This is a genomic window from Pseudarthrobacter sp. DSP2-3-2b1, from assembly GCF_049895945.1.
Taxonomy (GTDB): Bacteria; Actinomycetota; Actinomycetes; order Actinomycetales; family Micrococcaceae; genus Arthrobacter.
On record NZ_JAFCTI010000003.1, the window covers coordinates 1 to 16,408 of the forward strand.

Below are 16,408 nucleotides of genomic sequence, written 5' to 3' on the forward strand. Positions count from 1 at the left end.
CAGGAAATTTGAGAAGGGCTGTCCTTAGTACGAGAGGACCGGGACGGACGAACCTCTGGTGTGTCAGTTGTACTGCCAAGTGCACCGCTGATTAGCTACGTTCGGATGGGATAACCGCTGAAAGCATCTAAGCGGGAAGCTCGCTTCGAGATGAGATTTCCATACACCTTGTGTGTGAGAGGCCCCCAGCCAGACCACTGGGTTGATAGGCCGGATGTGGAAGCGAGGACTAACGACTCGTGAAGCTGACCGGTACTAATAGGCCGATAACTTACACCACACACCAATGCGTGAACGGCATTCAAAAGACGTTCACACCAAGCACTGGTAAAAAGATAACAAGACTGCTTGCGTCCACTATGTGGTTCCCAACCAACAAACCCAGGTTTGATGGCCGGAACCAACAACTAAATAACAACACCACAGTTGTAACACCAGATTTCCCACCCCACGCCCCAGGGCGCCGCGGGTGCGGAGCAAGGGTTACGGCGGTCATAGCGTGGGGGAAACGCCCGGTCCCATTCCGAACCCGGAAGCTAAGACCCACAGCGCCGATGGTACTGCACCCGGGAGGGTGTGGGAGAGTAGGTCACCGCCGGAACATCATTCACGGCCAGGCCCCGACACACACGTGTCGGGGCCTGACCCATTTAAAACCCACCCCCAACCACAACGCTCTGGCACACCCCACACCAATTCCCCCGACGCTCTGGCACTACCCGCACCAATTTCCACGACGCTCTGGCACTACCCGCCGCAGCACCCCACCCGCCGCCGTCGTCCCGCCCCAAAAAAACTGCCGTGCGTCCCACCAAACGGCGCGACAACTGCCAGAGCGTCCGCCCAACCGGCGCATCAACCAAACGGCGCATCAACTGAGAGAGCGTCCGCCCAAACGGCGCATCAACTGAGAGAGCGTCGGCCGAAACGCCGCATCAACTGCCAGAGCGTCCGACGAAACGGCGCATCAAGTGAGAGAGCGTCGGCTGGGAGTGTGAAGATTCCCACGACGGCGGCCTGGGGGCGGATTCATGTAATGAGTCGCTGGGGACTCGCCTAGAATTGACTACAGATGTACGGACTTCGAAGCGCTTGATTTCGGGTTGCGTAGGATAACGAAACACGGAACGAGCGGCTGCGATTGCGCCAGTGGTCGGCTCACAACAGGAGGAATCCCCATGGCTGAGCACAACGGCGGCAACCGAGGCGGCAATGACCGCGGTCCTTTCCGCGGAGCCAACAACTCCGGCGGAGAACCGCGCGGATTCCGATCCCGTGAAGGCCGGGATTCCGAGGCCCCGAAGCGGGCGCCGGGCTCTGGCGATCGTAAGCCGTTCAGTGGTGGCGGGGAGCGGAAGCCTTATGGTGACCGCGACAACAAGTCCTTTGGTGACCGTCCCCGCCGCGAAGGTGACGGCGAACGACGCAGCTCCGGCGCAGGGGAGCGCAAGCCCTTCGGTGACCGCGACCGTAAGCCCTTCAGCGGTGGCGGCGAGCGTAAGCCTTACGGTGACCGCGACAACAAGTCCTTCGGTGACCGTCCGCGCCGTGAAGGCGACAACGACCGACGCAGCTCCGGTGGCGGCGAGCGGAAGCCTTACGGTGACCGCGACAACAAGTCCTTCGGTGACCGTCCGCGCCGTGAAGGGGACGGTGAGCGTCGGACCTTCGGTGGCGGGGAGCGGAAGCCCTTTAGCGGCGGAGCAGACCGTAAGCCCTTCAGCGGTGGCGGGGAGCGGAAGCCCTACGGTGACCGCGACAACAAGTCCTTTGGTGACCGTCCGCGCCGCGAAGGCGACGGTGAGCGTCGTGGGTTCTCCGGCGGCGAGAACCGCAAGCCCTTCGGTGACCGCCAGGACCGGGCACCGCGCAGCTTCGACCGCGGCGATTCAGGCCCCCGCCAGTTCGGCAGGGACCGTGCCGAGGACCGTCCGGCCCGTGTTCCCAACGCACGTGATCTCCGCAGCGCCAACCGCCCCGACCGTGAACGTTCCCCCCAGATCGACGAGGACGTTACCGGCAAGGAGCTTGACCGCGCCACCCAGCACCAGATCAAAACCCTGGAAGACAACAGCGCTGAGTGGGTTGCCCGCCACCTGGTGATGGCCGGACGCCTGATTGACGACGAGCCCGAGCTCGCTTTCCAGCACGCCCTCGCCGCAAGCCGCCGTGGTGGCCGGCTCGCAGCAGTACGCGAGGCCGTGGGCCTGACCGCCTACGCCGCAGGCCACTACGGGGAAGCGCTCCGCGAATTCCGTACGTACCGCCGGATCAGCGGATCGAATGTCCATCTTCCTGTCATGGCAGACTGCGAACGCGGACTCGGCCGGCCGGACCGGGCCCTGGACGTAGTGCGTTCCGAGGAAGCCAAGGACCTGGACGCTCCGGGCAAAGCCGAGCTGGCCATCGTGGCCGCCGGTGCCAGGACGGACCTCGGTCAGCTTGACGCAGCCGTTGCAGAACTCGAGATTCCCCAGTTGGACATCAACCGTGCCTTCTCCTACAGCCCCCGCCTGTTCCGCGCCTACGCTGACGCACTGGCTGGAGTAGGCCGCGGGGAGGAAGCCAAGAAGTGGCAGAAGCAGGCCGTTGTGGCTGAAAATGCCCTGGGCCTTGGTGTGGATGAGGAACCGGATATCGTGGACCTCGGCTGGGACGAGGAAGAGGAAGCCCGCGAGGAAGCACAGCGCCGGCGCCTGCTCGAACGTGCCGCCAGTGGCAGCGAATCCGGGACGGCTGGCTCAGCGGCGGCAGCCGGCGCTGCAGTGGCCGCCGCTGAAGCGGTTGAAGAACCCGCAGCAGGCGTGGATGCGGAACTCGATGACGTTGAGTCCGGCTACTTCGAATCCGACGATGCCGAGTCCGATGAGGATTCAGTGGAGAACGACGAACTGGAGTCCGGCGCATCTGACATCGAAGAACCCGGTAACGATCAGCACGGCGAAGACGGGCACCACGAAGAAGCGCACGCAGACCGCGATGACACCGGCCACTCCGAAGGACGGGACAGCTAACCCGTTATGACTGCAGTTCCACTGATTTCCCTGTTCGACGCGTTACTGGCGGACTTGGACGGCGTGGTCTACGCCGGCCCGCATGCCATTCCGGGTGCGGTGGACTCGCTCCAGCAACTTGCTGGATTGGGCATCGGCCTCGGGTATGTCACCAACAACGCGTCCCGCTCGCCCGCGCAGGTGGCTGCCCACCTGCGCGAGCTCGGGGCGCCGGCCGAAGACGAGCAGGTAGTCAGCTCCTCGCAGGCCGCAGCCGAGCTGCTGGCTTCATTGCTTGCCCCCGGAGCGAAGGTCTTGATAACGGGCAGTCCGGCCCTGGCCGAGGAAATCGAACTTGTGGGCCTGACCGCAGTCCGGAGCCAGGCGGAAGGTCCGGTGGCTGTGGTCCAGGGCTTCAGTCCTGAGATCGGCTGGAAAGACCTGGCCGAGGCTGCCTACGTGGTGTCCGGCGGTGCGCTCTGGGTGGCCACCAACACGGATATGTCCATCCCACAGGCCCGCGGGATCGCGCCCGGCAACGGGACGCTGGTGGCGGCAGTGGCGGCAGCCACGGGCGAAAAACCGCGGGTTGCCGGAAAGCCGGAGGCGCCCCTCTTCCACGCTGCCGCGAAACGGCTGGCCGCGGACCGCCCGCTGGTTGTGGGCGACAGGCTGGACACTGACATCCTGGGCGGCAACAACGCCGGCTTCTCCACGGTTGCCGTCCTCACCGGCGTCGACACGCTGGAAACGGTCCTGGCCGCACGCACGGACGAACGGCCGAACTACCTCATCGCGTCCCTGGGCGACCTCCACCAGCCCTATCCTGATGTTGACCAGAACGACGGCGTCTACCGCTGTGGCCGCGCAACGGCTCAGGTCACCGGCCAGACCGTGAGCATCCAGGGAGCCGAGGATGACCTGGACTCATGGCGTGCCGCGTGTGCGGCCTGGTGGGCCGCCGTCCCGGACACCGCTGAAGCACTGGCGCCAAAACTCGAATGGCACACTCATTAGACTGGTCCAATGACTGAGCTGAACCACAAAAACCAGCCCGAAGCAGCCCAGCCAGCACCGGAATGGCCCGAAGCCTCCGCAGAGGGCATCGACGATCCTTCGGTCGCGGCCATCGTGACCGCTCTGGACGGGGTCCAGTCCTTGCCCGTGGCTGAACATGAAACTGTTTACGGTGAGCTGCACGATGCCCTGCTGCAGGCTCTGAACGAAGACGCCCCGCTGGCCGAGGGCAGGTCCTGAGCGTGGCACGCCTCGACCAGGCATTGGTTGCCCGCGGGCTGGCGAGGTCCCGGACGCACGCGGCAACCCTTATCGCCGAGGGCAAAGTGAGTTCCGCCGGGCAGGTCCTTTCCAAGGCGTCCCTCCAGGTGGACGAGGAGAAAGAACTTGCCGTCCAGCACACCGAGGAAGACAGCTACGTCAGCCGTGCCGGCCACAAACTGGCCGGTGCCCTGGACGCTTTCCCGGACGTCACCGTTGAGGGCAAGCGGTGCCTGGACGCAGGCGCGTCCACCGGCGGCTTCACCGAAGTGCTGCTGCGGCGGGGTGCGGCACATGTGGTGGCGGTCGACGTCGGGCACGGCCAGCTGGTCCCGCAACTGCGCAGCGATGACCGCGTTGCGGTGCATGAGGGCATGAACGTCCGCTACATGACACCGGAGGACATCGGCGGACTGGCCGAACTGACCGTGGCTGACCTCTCCTTCATCTCGCTGACCCTGGTGGTCCTGCCGCTGGCCTTATGCACGAAACCGGGCGGTGACCTGGTGCTGATGGTGAAGCCCCAGTTCGAGATCGGCAAGGACCGTCTGGGACGTACGGGCGTGGTGAATTCCGAGCGGGAACGCCGGATGGCAGTGGAAAAGGTCGCCAACGCAGCGCTCGACGCCGGCCTGGACTTACGCGGCTTGGCGGCCAGCCCGCTGCCGGGCCAGGACGGAAACGTCGAATACTTCCTGTGGATAACACGCAGGATGACTCAAGACCTGCCTAAGATCGAAGAGCGCCACGCAGCCATTGAGAAGCTGCTTGGACCAATCTGGCCGAACCACTAGAAAGCGGAACCCGATGAGCAGGCGAGTACTTGTCCTTGCCCACACTGGCCGCGAGGAAACATTGAAGGCTGCCTGGGAGGCCTGCGCCCAGCTGCATGACTCCGGCATTGTCCCGGTGATGCAGGAATCCGAGCTCGCAGACATGGAGAGGTTTTTCGGGCACCTCACGCAGCCGGTGGAGGTCCTGCATGACCACGTCAAGCTGCCGGACGTTGAGCTCGTGATGGTTCTCGGCGGGGACGGGACCATCCTGCGCGCCGCGGAACTGGTGCGGGAAGTGGACGTGCCCCTGCTCGGCGTGAACCTTGGCCACGTGGGGTTTTTGGCCGAAAGTGAGCGCGCCGACCTCGCCCAGACCGTGGAATGGATTGCCCGGCGCGACTACACGGTGGAAGAGCGCATGACCATCGACGTCCAGGTCTGGGTCCGCGGCCAGAAAATCTGGCACACCTGGGCACTGAATGAGGCAGCCATCGAGAAGGGCAACCGCGAACGGATGCTGGAGGTGGTCACCGAGGTGGACGAACGGCCGCTGACCTCGTTCGGCTGCGACGGCGTGGTGCTGGCCACTCCGACGGGCTCCACTGCTTACGCATTCTCAGCCGGCGGCCCGGTGGTCTGGCCGGAGGTGGAAGCCCTGCTGATCGTTCCCATCAGCGCCCACGCGCTGTTCGCCAAGCCGCTGGTGGTGTCCCCCCGCTCGCGGCTGGCAGTGGAAGTCCTCAACCGCACTGATGCCCAGGGTGTCCTGTGGTGCGACGGCAGGCGCTCGGTAGACCTGCCGCCCGGAGCGCGTGTGGAAGTCACGAAGTCCGCCACACCGGTCCGGCTGGCCAGGACCCATCAGACGCCGTTCTCGGCCCGGCTGGTCCGCAAGTTCGAGCTCCCCATCCACGGCTGGCGGGGACCCGTTCCCCAGTCTGAAGCCATCCACACCGGGCCCATTCCGATCGTCCGGACGCCCCGGCCCATGCCCCCGCTCCAGGTGCCCTCCGGGGACCATTCAGACGACGAAACCGATCCCGCGACTGCAAAGTGAACCATGCTTGAAGAACTGAGAATCCGCGATCTGGGCGTCATCACCGACGCCACCCTGCCGCTGGGCCCGGGCCTGAGTGTCGTCACCGGCGAAACCGGTGCCGGCAAAACGATGGTGGTCACCGCCGTCGGACTCCTGCTCGGAGCCAGATCCGACGCCGGGGCCGTCCGCAGCGGGGCAAAGAGCGCCACTGCGGAAGCCGTCCTCAAGCTCGACACGGGGCACGCCGCGGTTGCCCGGGCACTGGAGGCGGGGGCGGACGTTGAAGAGTTCGACGGCGGCGCTGAACTCATCCTTGCCCGGCGCCTCGGTGCCGACGGGCGAAGCCGTGCTTTCCTCGGCGGACGTGCCGCCCCGGTGGGCGTCCTCGCCGAAATCGGCGAAACCCTGGTGGTGGTCCACGGCCAGTCGGACCAGATCCGGCTGAAAGGAACCGCAGCGCAGCGTGGCGCCCTGGACAAGTTTGCCGGCGAGGCGCTGGCGGGTCCGCTGGGAACCTATCAGGGGCTGTACAGCCACTGGAAGACCAGCCAGGCCGAACTGGCCTCGCTCCGCAGCGCCGCACGCGACAGACTCCGTGAGGCCGAATCGCTGGAAGCCGCCCTGGCTGAAATCGACGACGTGGATCCGCAGCCGGGGGAGGACGAGTCGCTCAAAGCCGAGGCCGTGAAACTTGCCAACGTTGAAGAGTTGAGGATCGCCGCAAATACCGCGCATCAGGCGCTCATCGCCGAGGACTACGGCGACGCAGGGGACGCCACCACGTTGGTGGATGCCGCGAAACGGACGCTTGAACATGTGGCCGAGCACGATGCCGAGCTGGGGCAGGCCGCAGCGCGGCTGGCCGAAGTGGGCTTCCTGCTCAACGACATCGCCACTGAGCTGGCCAGCTATCAGGCCGGCCTGGATTCGGAGGGGCCGGAACGGCTCGCCGAGATTGAGGGCCGGCGTGCTGACCTGGCCAAGCTGGTCCGCAAGTACGCCCCGAGCATCGACGAGGTGCTGCTCTGGGCGGAAAACGCCCGGGTCCGGTTCGATGAGCTGCAGGACGATTCGAGCAGAATTGAGGCGCTGGAGGCGGACGTTGCCGGCACTGAGGCTGAGCTCCGGAAGCAGGCGGCGGCCGTCAGCAAGATCCGTGCCAAGGCCGCCAAGGACCTCTCCGCCCGTGTCAGTGCCGAGCTCAAGGCATTGGCCATGGCCGATGCCACGCTGGTGATCACCCGGGAGGCAGCAGCGAACCTGATGCCGTACGGGGCGGACGAGATCACGTTCCTTTTGCAGCCCCATTCAGGTGCGCCCGCGCGTCCGCTGGGCAAGGGCGCATCCGGCGGCGAACTCTCCCGGGTGATGCTCGCCATTGAGGTGGTGCTCGCCGCCGTGGATCCGGTGCCCACATTTGTTTTCGACGAAGTGGATGCGGGCGTCGGCGGCAGGGCGGCCGTCGAGATCGGCCGCCGGCTGGCCATGCTGGCACAGCACGTCCAGGTCCTGGTTGTCACCCACCTGCCACAGGTTGCCGCTTTCGCGGACCAGCACATCACCGTCACCAAAACTTCGGTCAGGGGAGCCGACGGCGGCACCGCCACCGGCTTCACGTCCAGTGATGTTCGCCTCCTCGACGGGCCAGAACGGGTCAGGGAGCTCGCCCGGATGCTCGCCGGCCAGGAGGACTCCGAATCAGCGCAGGCGCATGCCCAGGAGCTGCTGGACGATGCAAAGCTGTTGCCGCAACGGGCCTAGCAAGGGTCATTAGGCGCGTCAACCCCTTGATCGCAGGCGTGACGCCCTGCACACTGGAGCATTTGGGGAACAGTTCCTGATCCGGGAAAGGCTCAATTGATGATAGGCTCAAATTCCGTGGTGCAGCGATCAAATTCCCGTGTAAATTCCCGGTTCCCGGGCTCATCCAAGACGACCAAACACATCTTCGTAACCGGTGGTGTGGCGTCCTCGCTCGGTAAGGGACTGACGGCTTCAAGCCTCGGTCACCTGCTGCGGGCTCGCGGCCTGTCTGTAACTATGCAGAAGCTCGATCCCTATCTGAACGTGGATCCGGGCACGATGAACCCCTTCCAGCACGGCGAGGTCTTCGTCACCGACGACGGCGCCGAGACGGACCTGGACATCGGGCACTACGAGCGCTTCCTCGACGAAAACCTTGAGGGCTCGGCCAACGTCACCACCGGTCAGGTGTACTCCACCGTGATCGCCAAGGAACGCCGCGGCGAGTACCTGGGTGACACCGTCCAGGTCATCCCGCACATCACCGATGAGATCAAACGCCGCATGCGCCTGCCCGCCGAGGGCAAGAATGCGCCGGATGTCATCATCACCGAGATCGGCGGAACGGTGGGCGATATTGAGTCCCAGCCCTTCCTCGAATCAGCCCGCCAGGTCCGCCAGGACATCGGCCGCGGCAACGTCTTCTTCGTCCACGTTTCCCTGGTCCCGTACATCGGGCCGTCGCAGGAACTGAAGACCAAACCCACGCAGCACTCCGTGGCAGCCCTCCGCTCCATCGGCATCCAGCCGGAGGCCATCGTGATCCGCTCGGACCGCGAGGTCCCGGAACCCATGCGGGCCAAGATCGGCCGCATGTGCGATGTCGATATCGAAGCGGTCATCGGCTGCCCGGACGCACCGAGCATCTACGACATCCCCAAGACCCTGCACACCCAGGGCCTGGACTCCTACATCGTCCGCGCCCTGGACCTGCCGTTCAAGGATGTTGACTGGACCAGCTGGGATAAACTGCTCGAAGCAGTCCACAACCCCAAGCACCACGTGGAAATCGCACTGGTGGGTAAGTACATCGACCTGCCCGACGCCTACCTGTCCGTGACGGAGGCCCTGCGCGCCGGAGGCTTCGCCAACGAAACCAAGGTCAAAATCCGCTGGGTGCCGTCCGACGAATGCGAAACCCACGAGGGCGCCGTTGCGTCACTGGACGGCGTGGACGCCATCTGCGTCCCCGGCGGCTTCGGCATCCGTGGCCTCGAAGGCAAGCTGGGCGCCCTGAAGTATGCGCGGGAAACCCGGCTGCCAGTGCTGGGCCTGTGCCTGGGCCTGCAGTGCATGGTGATCGAATATGCCCGCAACGTGGTGGGCCTCGAGGGCGCATCCTCCAGCGAATTCGAGCCGGACTCCAAGTACCCGGTCATCGCCACCATGGAAGAGCAGTTGGACATCGTGGAGGGTAAGGGCGATCTCGGCGGCACCATGCGCCTGGGCCTGTACGAGGCAAAGCTCGACGCCGGCTCCGTCATCGCCGAGACCTACGGCACCACCGAAGTCAGCGAACGGCACCGCCACCGCTACGAGGTCAACAACAAGTACCGCGAGCAGATCGCCGCCGAGGGCCTCGTCTTCTCCGGGACGTCTCCGGACGGCAAGCTGGTCGAATACGTTGAGCTGCCCCGCGAAGTCCACCCGTACTACGTAGCCACCCAGGCCCACCCGGAACTCAGCTCGCGCCCCACCCGGCCGCACCCGCTGTTCGCCGGATTGGTCAAGGCTGCGCTGGACCACCAGAACGCACAGGACGTGCTGGCCATCAAGCCTGTACGCACGGTTGCCGCCAAGTAAATACCGACGACCCTGAGGACGGCGCGATGCCCGGAATTCCTGAAACCCCCTCTGCTGCCCGGAGGGTTTCGGATGCACCGAGCCCGCGCCGTCTTCTGTCCACGGAAAAGGTCTACAAGGGCCGGATCTGGGACGTTGTCAGCGACAGCTTCAAGCTGAGCGAAGCGGGCGATGCCCTGACCCGCGACTACATCGACCATCCGGGTGCTGTGGCCGTCCTGCCGATGAACAGTGCCGGTGAGGTCCTGCTGATCAAGCAGTACCGCCACCCCGTGGGGATGGATCTGTGGGAAATCCCGGCAGGCCTGCTGGACGTGCAAGGCGAGGACTTTGTTGTCGGCGCCGCCCGCGAACTTGCCGAAGAGGCGGACCTTGCAGCCGCGCAGTGGAATGTCCTGGCCGACTTCTTCAACTCACCGGGCTCCTCCAGTGAAGCCATCCGGATTTACCTGGCCCGTGACCTCACGGACGTTCCCCATCACGAGCGGCACGAACGTACCGACGAGGAAGCCGAGATCGAATTCCACTGGATCAGCCTGGACGACGCCGTCGCGTCAGTCCTGGCGGGCCGGCTGCACAACCCGTCCGCCGTCGTCGGAATCCTGGCCGCCGCCGCAGCGCGCGCTGACGGCTTCGCCGGGCTGCGCCCCGCGGACGCACCCTGGCCCGCGCACCCCAGCCAGCGTTAATGTCCGCAGAAATCCAGGCAGAAGCCGCCGCGCCGCCGGCGGTGCCCCCAACCGCACCGCCCACAGCCATCGAGCGTGCCATCACGGAGTACCTCCAGCACATGGGCGTCGAGCGGGGGCTGGCATTGAACACGCTCTCGGCCTACCGCCGTGACCTGACACGCTACGCCCGCTACCTTGCGGCGGAGGGCTGCCAGGCGCCGGGCCAGATCACCCGCCATCACGTCACCGGCTACGTCATGGCCCTCACGGACGGATCCGACGGCGGCACGGCCCTGGGCATCAGATCTGCCGCCAGGACCGTGGTGGCCGTCCGGGGACTGCATAAGTTCTGGGCCCTTGAAGGCCTCACCCCTACGGATCCCGCCAGCGACGTCCACCCGCCCCTGCCCGGCAAAAGGCTGCCCAAGGCCATCAGCGTGGACGAAGTCACCAGAATACTGGAAGCAGCCGGGGCCGACACGGCCACCGGACTCCGGGACCGGGCCCTGCTGGAGTTCCTGTACTCCACCGGTGCCCGGATCAGCGAAGCCGTGGGCCTGGACGTGGACGACATCTCGCTGCAGGAACCGGAATCCGGCCCGGCCATTGTCCGGCTGTTCGGCAAGGGCTCGAAGGAACGGCTCGTCCCGCTCGGATCCTACGGGGCGCGGGCACTGGACGCCTACCTGGTCCGCGGCCGCCCGTTGCTGGCCGCGAAGGGCAAAGGCACACCCGCGCTGTTCCTTAATGCCCGGGGCGGAAGAATCAGCCGACAAAGTGCCTGGACCATCCTGAAGGCGGCGGCGGACAAAGCCAACATCACCAAGGACGTCTCCCCGCACACCCTCCGGCATTCCTTCGCGACGCACCTGCTCGAAGGCGGCGCAGACGTCCGCGTGGTGCAGGAACTGCTGGGCCATGCTTCAGTCACCACCACCCAGGTCTACACCCTGGTCACGGCCGATACCCTCCGCGAAATCTACGCCGCCGCCCACCCCCGGGCACTGGGTTAGCCATGGCAGGGGTGCCGGTCACGCTGTGCTTCCTGACCCGTGAGCTCGACGGCGTGCCACAGGTCCTGCTGGGGCTGAAAAAGACCGGTTTCGGCCGCGGCAAAGTGGTGGGGCTGGGCGGTCACGTGGAACCGGGGGAAACCGACGCCGAAGCCGCGTGCCGCGAAGTCCACGAGGAGTCCGGCGTGGTGGTCCTGCAGGAAGACCTCCGCGACGCCGGCGTAGTCACCTTCGATTTCCCGGCCCGGCCCGAATGGAACATGAGCACCCGGCTGTTCGTGGCGGCCCGCTGGGCCGGGGAGCCGGCCGAGAGCGCGGAGATCCTGCCGGAATGGTTCGACGTCGGGGCCTTGCCGGTGGAGCGAATGTGGCAGGACGCGGCGCACTGGCTGCCCCTGGCCCTGAGCGGGACGGTGCTGCGCCTCACGGTGGTCCTCAATGGGGACAGCGAAACCGTGCGGGAAGTCCTGGACTACTCAAACCTCTGAGGCAACGGTCCGCTGCAGCCAAACGAATGGCGGGCCGGCCACCCCACAAGGGTGACCGGCCCGCCGCCGGTTTTGGCGTCGTCGTACGTTCCTGTCCGATCAGGGGACGTGCCGCTCCTCAACTCCGTTGTATTCGCTCAGGGGGCGGATCAGCGAATTGGAATCGAGCTGCTCCATGATGTGGGCCGTCCAGCCGGTGATGCGGCTGGCGACAAACAGGGGAGTGAACGTCTGGGTATCAAAGCCCATGAGGTGATAAGTGGGGCCGGCAGGGTAGTCGAGGTTGGGCTTGATGGCCTTGGCCTCTTCCATGGCGCTTTCCAGGCCGTTGTACAGCCCCAGGAGCTCGGGACGGCCGTAGTGGGCGATCATTTTGTCCAGGGCAGCCTTCATGGTTGGCACCCGGGAATCGCCGTGCTTGTACACACGGTGGCCGAAGCCCATGACCTTCTTCTTCTGCGCCAGGGCATCCTCCATCCACGCCTTCGCGCGGGCAGCGGCCTCGTCCAGGGACTCTTCGGAACGGATCCCGATCTCATCGAAGGTGTGCATGACTGCCTCGTTGGCGCCGCCGTGCAGCGCACCCTTCAGGGCGCCGATAGCTCCGGTCACAGCGGAATGGAGATCCGAAAGCGTGGAGGTGATGACGCGCGCCGTGAACGTGGAGGCGTTGAAGGAGTGCTCGGCGTACAGGATCATCGAAACGTTGAATGCCTCCACAACCTCGGGCACTTGTTCCTCACCGAAGGCCATCCACAGGAAGTTGGCGGAGTACCCCAGGTCATCGCGGGGTTCCACGGCTTCCTGCCCGTGGCGGCGGCGCTGATCGTAGGCAACCACCGCGGGCATCGCCGCGAACAGGTCCACGGCCTTGGCCATGTTCGCCTCGCGTGAGGAATCCTCCGCCAGCGGATGCCGCGCACCCATGACCGAGGCCGCGGTCCGGCAGACATCCATGGGATGCGAGCTGGTGGGGAGGGCATCGACCACCTGCTTCACCACGGGGTCCAGGGCGCGCCCGGCCCGTTCGCGTGCGGTGAACTCTGCCAGCTGCTCCGCAGTGGGCAGTTCACCGTTCCAGAGCAGGAACGCCACTTCCTCAAAACTGCACCTCGCAGCGAGCTCCTGCACCGGATAGCCCCGATACAGCAGGGAATTGGTGTCGGGGTTGACCTTCGAGACGGAGGTGTAGTCCACCACGACGCCGGCGAGACCCTTTTTGATGTCCTGTTCAGCCATGCTGAAACTCCTTTGTTCCTGTCGCCTGTTGTGCCGGCCGGAGCCGGAAATGTGGGGGTGGGTCAGTTGGTTCCGGGGATCTGGAAATTGAAGACCCCCGTGTCGAAACGGTTGTAGGCCTCATAGTCAACGAGGTCGTACAAGCGCGAACGGGTCAGCATGTGTGGGACCTGTGCCTCCTGGGTTCCGTCAGCCTTAATCGATTCCAGCGTACGCTCCGCGGCCCCCATGGCACTACGGAGGAGGGTCACCGGATATATCACCATGTTGACCCCGACGCCGGCGAGCTGCTCCACGGTGAAAAGATCGCTCTTGCCGAACTCGGTCATGTTGGCCAGGACCGGCACGTCCACGGCATCGCGGATTGCCTGGAACTCGCTCAGGTCCCGCATGGCTTCCGGGAAGATGGCGTCCGCCCCCGCCTCCACCAGCGCCTTTGCCCGCGACTGCGCCGCTTCCAGCCCGTCCGTGGCGCGGATGTCCGTCCGCGCCATGATGAGGAAGTTCGGATCGCGGCGGGCATCTGCTGCGGCACGGATGCGTTTGGTGGCGGTATCCACGTCCACCACGTTTTTGCCATCCAGGTGGCCGCAGCGCTTCGGGTTGAACTGGTCCTCGATGTGGCAGCCGGCCAGTCCCGCGTTTTCGAGCTCCTGGATACTGCGGGCCACGTTCATGGGCTCGCCGAACCCGGTGTCCGCATCCACCAGGCAGGGCAGATCAGTCATCCGGGCGATCTGCCCGGCCCGGGTGGCCACCTCGGTCAGCGTAGTCAGGCCGATGTCCGGCAGGCCAAGATCGTTGGCCAGGACAGCGCCGGAGATGTAGACACCGGCGAAACCCTTTTCCTCGATCAGCCGGGCAGAGAGCGGGTTGAACGCGCCCGGGAACTGGGCGATGGTCCCGGAGGCCAGGAGTTCGCGGAGGCGGATCCGCTTCTGCTCCGGCGTGGTGCTGGAGTAGAGCATTTAGAACAGCCCCTGGGGTGCGTTGCTGAGGTCGATGACGCCGGGCGCTGCCGTGATGTTCAGCTGCTCCAGCTCGCCCGGGCCCAGGTCCGGAAGGCTTTCGGCCGCTGCGAGGAAACGCTCGATCTCCGCTTCCTCAACCAGTCCTGCGGCCAAAGTGCGGAACTTGTTGATGTACTGCTGGCGGGCGAAGGGCCGGGCACCGAGCGGGTGGGCGTCGGCCACGGCGATCTGGTCCGTGACCACCGTGCCGTCGTTAAGGGTGATCTCCACGGATCCGCCGAAGGCCTTCTCTGCGATGTCCAGGGAGTGGTAGCGGCGTGTCCACTCCGGATCCTCCTCCGTGGTGACCTTGTGCCACAGCTCCACGGTGTCCGGGCGGCCGGCGCGTTCGGGGGAGTAGGAGTCCACGTGGTGCCAGGCCCCGTCCTGCAGGGCAACGGTGAAGATGTACGGGATCGAGTGGTCCAGGGTTTCACGGCTGGCCGTGGGGCTGTACTTCTGCGGATCGTTCGCGCCGGAACCGATCACGTAATGCGTGTGGTGGCTGGTCTTGATCAGGACCTGCTTCACGTTGGCGGCATCCGTGGTTTCCGGGTGTTCCCGGTGAAGCTTCCGGGCCAGGTCAATCCACGCCTGGGCCTGGTACTCAGCAGAGTGTTCCTTGGTGTAGGTGTCCATGATGGCGCGCTTCGCCTCGCCGGCCTCCGGAAGGGGGACCTCGTAGGAGGCGTTGGGGCCGTCCAGCATCCAGGCGATCACGCCGTCTTCGCCCTCATAGATCGGCACGGGGGAGGTCTGGCCGCGCATGGACCGGTCCACGGCTTCGACGGCCATCTTGCCGGCGAACGCGGGTGCGTGCGCCTTCCAGGTGGAGATCTCGCCCTTGCGGGACTGGCGGGTGGCCGTGGTGGTGTGCAGCGCCTGGCCCACTGACTGGAAGATGGTTTCGACGTCGAGGCCCAGGAGGGTGCCGATGCCGGCGGCGGCGGAGGGGCCGAGGTGCGCCACGTGGTCGATCTTGTGCTTGTGCAGGCAGATCGCCTTGACCAGGTTGACCTGGATCTCGTACCCGGTGGCGATGCCCCGGATCAGGTCTTTACCGCCCGCACCCACGTGCTGTGCGACGGCAAGGATCGGCGGGATGTTGTCCCCGGGGTGGGAGTACTCAGCGGCGAGGAACGTGTCGTGGTAGTCAAGTTCGCGGACGGCCACGCCGTTGGCCCATGCCCCCCACTCAGGGGAAACTTTGTCCGTGATGCCGAAGACGCTCGCGCCCTTGCCGTTGGTGGTCGGTGAGTGGGTCAGGGCCTGCGCCCGGGCCGCAACAATGGGGCCGCGGTTCAGCGAGGCGATGGCAACAGAGGCGTTGTCGATCACCCTGTTGATCACCATTTCGGTGACCTCGGCGGTCACCTCCACAGGATCAGCGGCGACAACGGCGATCTTGTGTGCCAGCTGGTCCTCGCGGGCAAGGTTCTCTTCGCTTTTGTAGACACGGACGTGGTTGAGCTTGACCATGATGCTCCTCTAATGCGGGATGTGAGTTGCTTTGACGTGGGAAAGACTGCGGTGCAGGTGCATGGTGGTGGCCGCTTCGGCGAGCTTGGCGTTGCCGGCAGCTATGGCCTCGGCGATCGCTGCATGCTCCAGGGCTGCGGCGTGAAGGCGCCGGGCGTCGTCGGCGGCGAGCCGGCGGACCCGCACCAGATGGACGCGCAGGCTGCGCATAGCCTGGGCGAGGTAGGAATTTGAGATGGCGGAGTCGATCGCTTCGTCGAGCCGGCCCACCAAAGCGTAGTAGTCGTGCAGGGCAGGATCCGCGCCGGTGATGAGTTCCGGGGCACGGAGCAGTTCGGCATGCAGCTGCTCGAAGACTGCGCGCTCGCCGCGTTCGGCGGCCAGCGAAGCCGCCCGGCCCTCCAAAGTCAACCGCAGCTCGAACATCTCATCGATGTCGTCCAGGGAAATATCGGTGACGACGACGCCGCGGCCGCCCGCCGCCGTCGTCAGTCCCTCTGCGCTGAGCCGGCTGAGCGCCTCCCGGAGTGGGGTGCGTGAGACACCGAGGCGTTCGGCCTGTTCCACCTCTGCCAGGACGGTTCCCGGTGCCAGGCGCCATTCAATGATGTCATCGCGCAGTGCGGCGTAAGCCTTATCGCTGGCCCGCATCACTGCCTCCTTCATTGTTGGCTGACCGGGTGGTAATGCTCCTTAGTGTATACACAGCCTTGATATTTGGCGAGCATCCGCGTGCCTGGCCGACAAATAACCGATTTGTGTATACATAAACCCTTGTGCAGTGCTCCGCCGCCGGGCTAGCATGGGCCCCATCAC

Annotated in this window: 13 protein-coding genes, 2 rRNA genes and 1 pseudogene; 12 read left to right on the forward strand and 4 right to left on the reverse strand. The window is 65.5% G+C overall.

The window, feature by feature from the left end; translation table 11 throughout:
• The 12 genes from ACP7AX_RS05100 to ACP7AX_RS05155 all read left to right on the forward strand — a co-directional run.
• Positions 1-280: ribosomal RNA gene (locus tag ACP7AX_RS05100) — 23S ribosomal RNA — on the forward strand; the annotation flags it as partial.
• 204 nt (positions 281-484) lie between these two features.
• Positions 485-601, forward strand: a 5S ribosomal RNA gene (gene rrf, locus ACP7AX_RS05105).
• A 577-nt stretch (positions 602-1,178) separates the two neighbouring features.
• A complete protein-coding gene (locus ACP7AX_RS05110; protein WP_426225640.1) occupies positions 1,179-3,014 on the forward strand; it encodes a hypothetical protein in 1,836 nt (611 codons plus the stop codon).
• Positions 3,015-3,020: 6 nt separating this feature from the next.
• On the forward strand, positions 3,021-4,010 hold the full coding sequence (locus ACP7AX_RS05115) for an HAD-IIA family hydrolase (RefSeq protein WP_426225641.1): 990 nt from the start codon (positions 3,021-3,023) through the stop codon (positions 4,008-4,010).
• Positions 4,011-4,019: 9 nt separating this feature from the next.
• Positions 4,020-4,250: a hypothetical protein gene (locus ACP7AX_RS05120; protein ID WP_131681858.1), complete on the forward strand. Its 231-nt coding sequence runs from the start codon at positions 4,020-4,022 to the stop codon at positions 4,248-4,250.
• A gap of 2 nt (positions 4,251-4,252) precedes the next feature.
• Complete coding sequence (locus ACP7AX_RS05125) at positions 4,253-5,065, forward strand: TlyA family RNA methyltransferase (RefSeq protein WP_426225642.1); 813 nt, start codon at positions 4,253-4,255, stop codon at positions 5,063-5,065.
• A gap of 13 nt (positions 5,066-5,078) precedes the next feature.
• Entirely contained in the window at positions 5,079-6,104 is a 1,026-nt protein-coding gene (locus ACP7AX_RS05130) for an NAD kinase (RefSeq protein ID WP_131681856.1), read from the forward strand.
• Positions 6,105-6,107: 3 nt separating this feature from the next.
• Positions 6,108-7,847 carry a DNA repair protein RecN gene (gene recN / locus ACP7AX_RS05135; RefSeq protein ID WP_426225643.1) on the forward strand — a complete coding sequence of 580 codons (1,740 nt, stop codon included), beginning with the start codon at positions 6,108-6,110 and terminating at the stop codon, positions 7,845-7,847.
• A 99-nt stretch (positions 7,848-7,946) separates the two neighbouring features.
• A complete protein-coding gene (locus tag ACP7AX_RS05140) occupies positions 7,947-9,692 on the forward strand; it encodes a CTP synthase (RefSeq protein WP_426225644.1) in 1,746 nt (581 codons plus the stop codon).
• Between the two features lie 26 nt (positions 9,693-9,718).
• Entirely contained in the window at positions 9,719-10,381 is a 663-nt protein-coding gene (locus ACP7AX_RS05145) for an NUDIX domain-containing protein (RefSeq protein ID WP_426225645.1), read from the forward strand.
• Entirely contained in the window at positions 10,381-11,376 is a 996-nt protein-coding gene (xerD, locus tag ACP7AX_RS05150) for a site-specific tyrosine recombinase XerD (RefSeq protein WP_426225646.1), read from the forward strand. The genes ACP7AX_RS05145 and xerD overlap by 1 nt, the downstream gene beginning before the upstream one ends.
• 2 nt (positions 11,377-11,378) lie before the next feature.
• Positions 11,379-11,864: an 8-oxo-dGTP diphosphatase gene (locus ACP7AX_RS05155; protein ID WP_426225647.1), complete on the forward strand. Its 486-nt coding sequence runs from the start codon at positions 11,379-11,381 to the stop codon at positions 11,862-11,864.
• A gap of 99 nt (positions 11,865-11,963) precedes the next feature.
• Here ACP7AX_RS05155 and ACP7AX_RS05160 read toward each other — a convergent pair whose 3' ends face one another.
• The 4 genes and pseudogenes from ACP7AX_RS05160 to ACP7AX_RS05175 all read right to left on the reverse strand — a co-directional run.
• Positions 11,964-13,103, reverse strand: coding sequence for a bifunctional 2-methylcitrate synthase/citrate synthase (locus ACP7AX_RS05160; protein WP_131681851.1), 1,140 nt, complete (start codon positions 13,101-13,103; stop codon positions 11,964-11,966).
• A 62-nt stretch (positions 13,104-13,165) separates the two neighbouring features.
• Entirely contained in the window at positions 13,166-14,071 is a 906-nt protein-coding gene (gene prpB, locus ACP7AX_RS05165; RefSeq protein WP_426225648.1) for a methylisocitrate lyase, read from the reverse strand.
• Positions 14,072-15,592: an MmgE/PrpD family protein gene (locus tag ACP7AX_RS05170; protein WP_426225649.1), complete on the reverse strand. Its 1,521-nt coding sequence runs from the start codon at positions 15,590-15,592 to the stop codon at positions 14,072-14,074.
• A pseudogene (locus tag ACP7AX_RS05175) lies at positions 15,588-16,243 on the reverse strand (GntR family transcriptional regulator); the annotation flags it as partial. The gene ACP7AX_RS05170 and the pseudogene ACP7AX_RS05175, both read right to left, overlap by 5 nt.
• Positions 16,244-16,408: the final 165 nt, after the last annotated feature.

Excerpts from the sequence above, each read along its gene's own strand:
- ACP7AX_RS05140 (WP_426225644.1), top strand. The coding sequence starts at position 7,947 with ATGATAGGCTCAAATTCCGTGGTGCAGCGATCAAATTCCCGTGTAAAT.
- ACP7AX_RS05120 (WP_131681858.1), top strand. The coding sequence starts at position 4,020 with ATGACTGAGCTGAACCACAAAAACCAGCCCGAAGCAGCCCAGCCAGCA.
- ACP7AX_RS05160 (WP_131681851.1), bottom strand. The coding sequence starts at position 13,103 with ATGGCTGAACAGGACATCAAAAAGGGTCTCGCCGGCGTCGTGGTGGAC.
- ACP7AX_RS05145 (WP_426225645.1), top strand. The coding sequence starts at position 9,719 with ATGCCCGGAATTCCTGAAACCCCCTCTGCTGCCCGGAGGGTTTCGGAT.
- ACP7AX_RS05110 (WP_426225640.1), top strand. The coding sequence starts at position 1,179 with ATGGCTGAGCACAACGGCGGCAACCGAGGCGGCAATGACCGCGGTCCT.
- ACP7AX_RS05170 (WP_426225649.1), bottom strand. The coding sequence starts at position 15,592 with ATGGTCAAGCTCAACCACGTCCGTGTCTACAAAAGCGAAGAGAACCTT.
- ACP7AX_RS05130 (WP_131681856.1), top strand. The coding sequence starts at position 5,079 with ATGAGCAGGCGAGTACTTGTCCTTGCCCACACTGGCCGCGAGGAAACA.
- ACP7AX_RS05155 (WP_426225647.1), top strand. The coding sequence starts at position 11,379 with ATGGCAGGGGTGCCGGTCACGCTGTGCTTCCTGACCCGTGAGCTCGAC.
- xerD (WP_426225646.1), top strand. The coding sequence starts at position 10,381 with ATGTCCGCAGAAATCCAGGCAGAAGCCGCCGCGCCGCCGGCGGTGCCC.
- ACP7AX_RS05115 (WP_426225641.1), top strand. The coding sequence starts at position 3,021 with ATGACTGCAGTTCCACTGATTTCCCTGTTCGACGCGTTACTGGCGGAC.
- prpB (WP_426225648.1), bottom strand. The coding sequence starts at position 14,071 with ATGCTCTACTCCAGCACCACGCCGGAGCAGAAGCGGATCCGCCTCCGC.
- recN (WP_426225643.1), top strand. The coding sequence starts at position 6,108 with ATGCTTGAAGAACTGAGAATCCGCGATCTGGGCGTCATCACCGACGCC.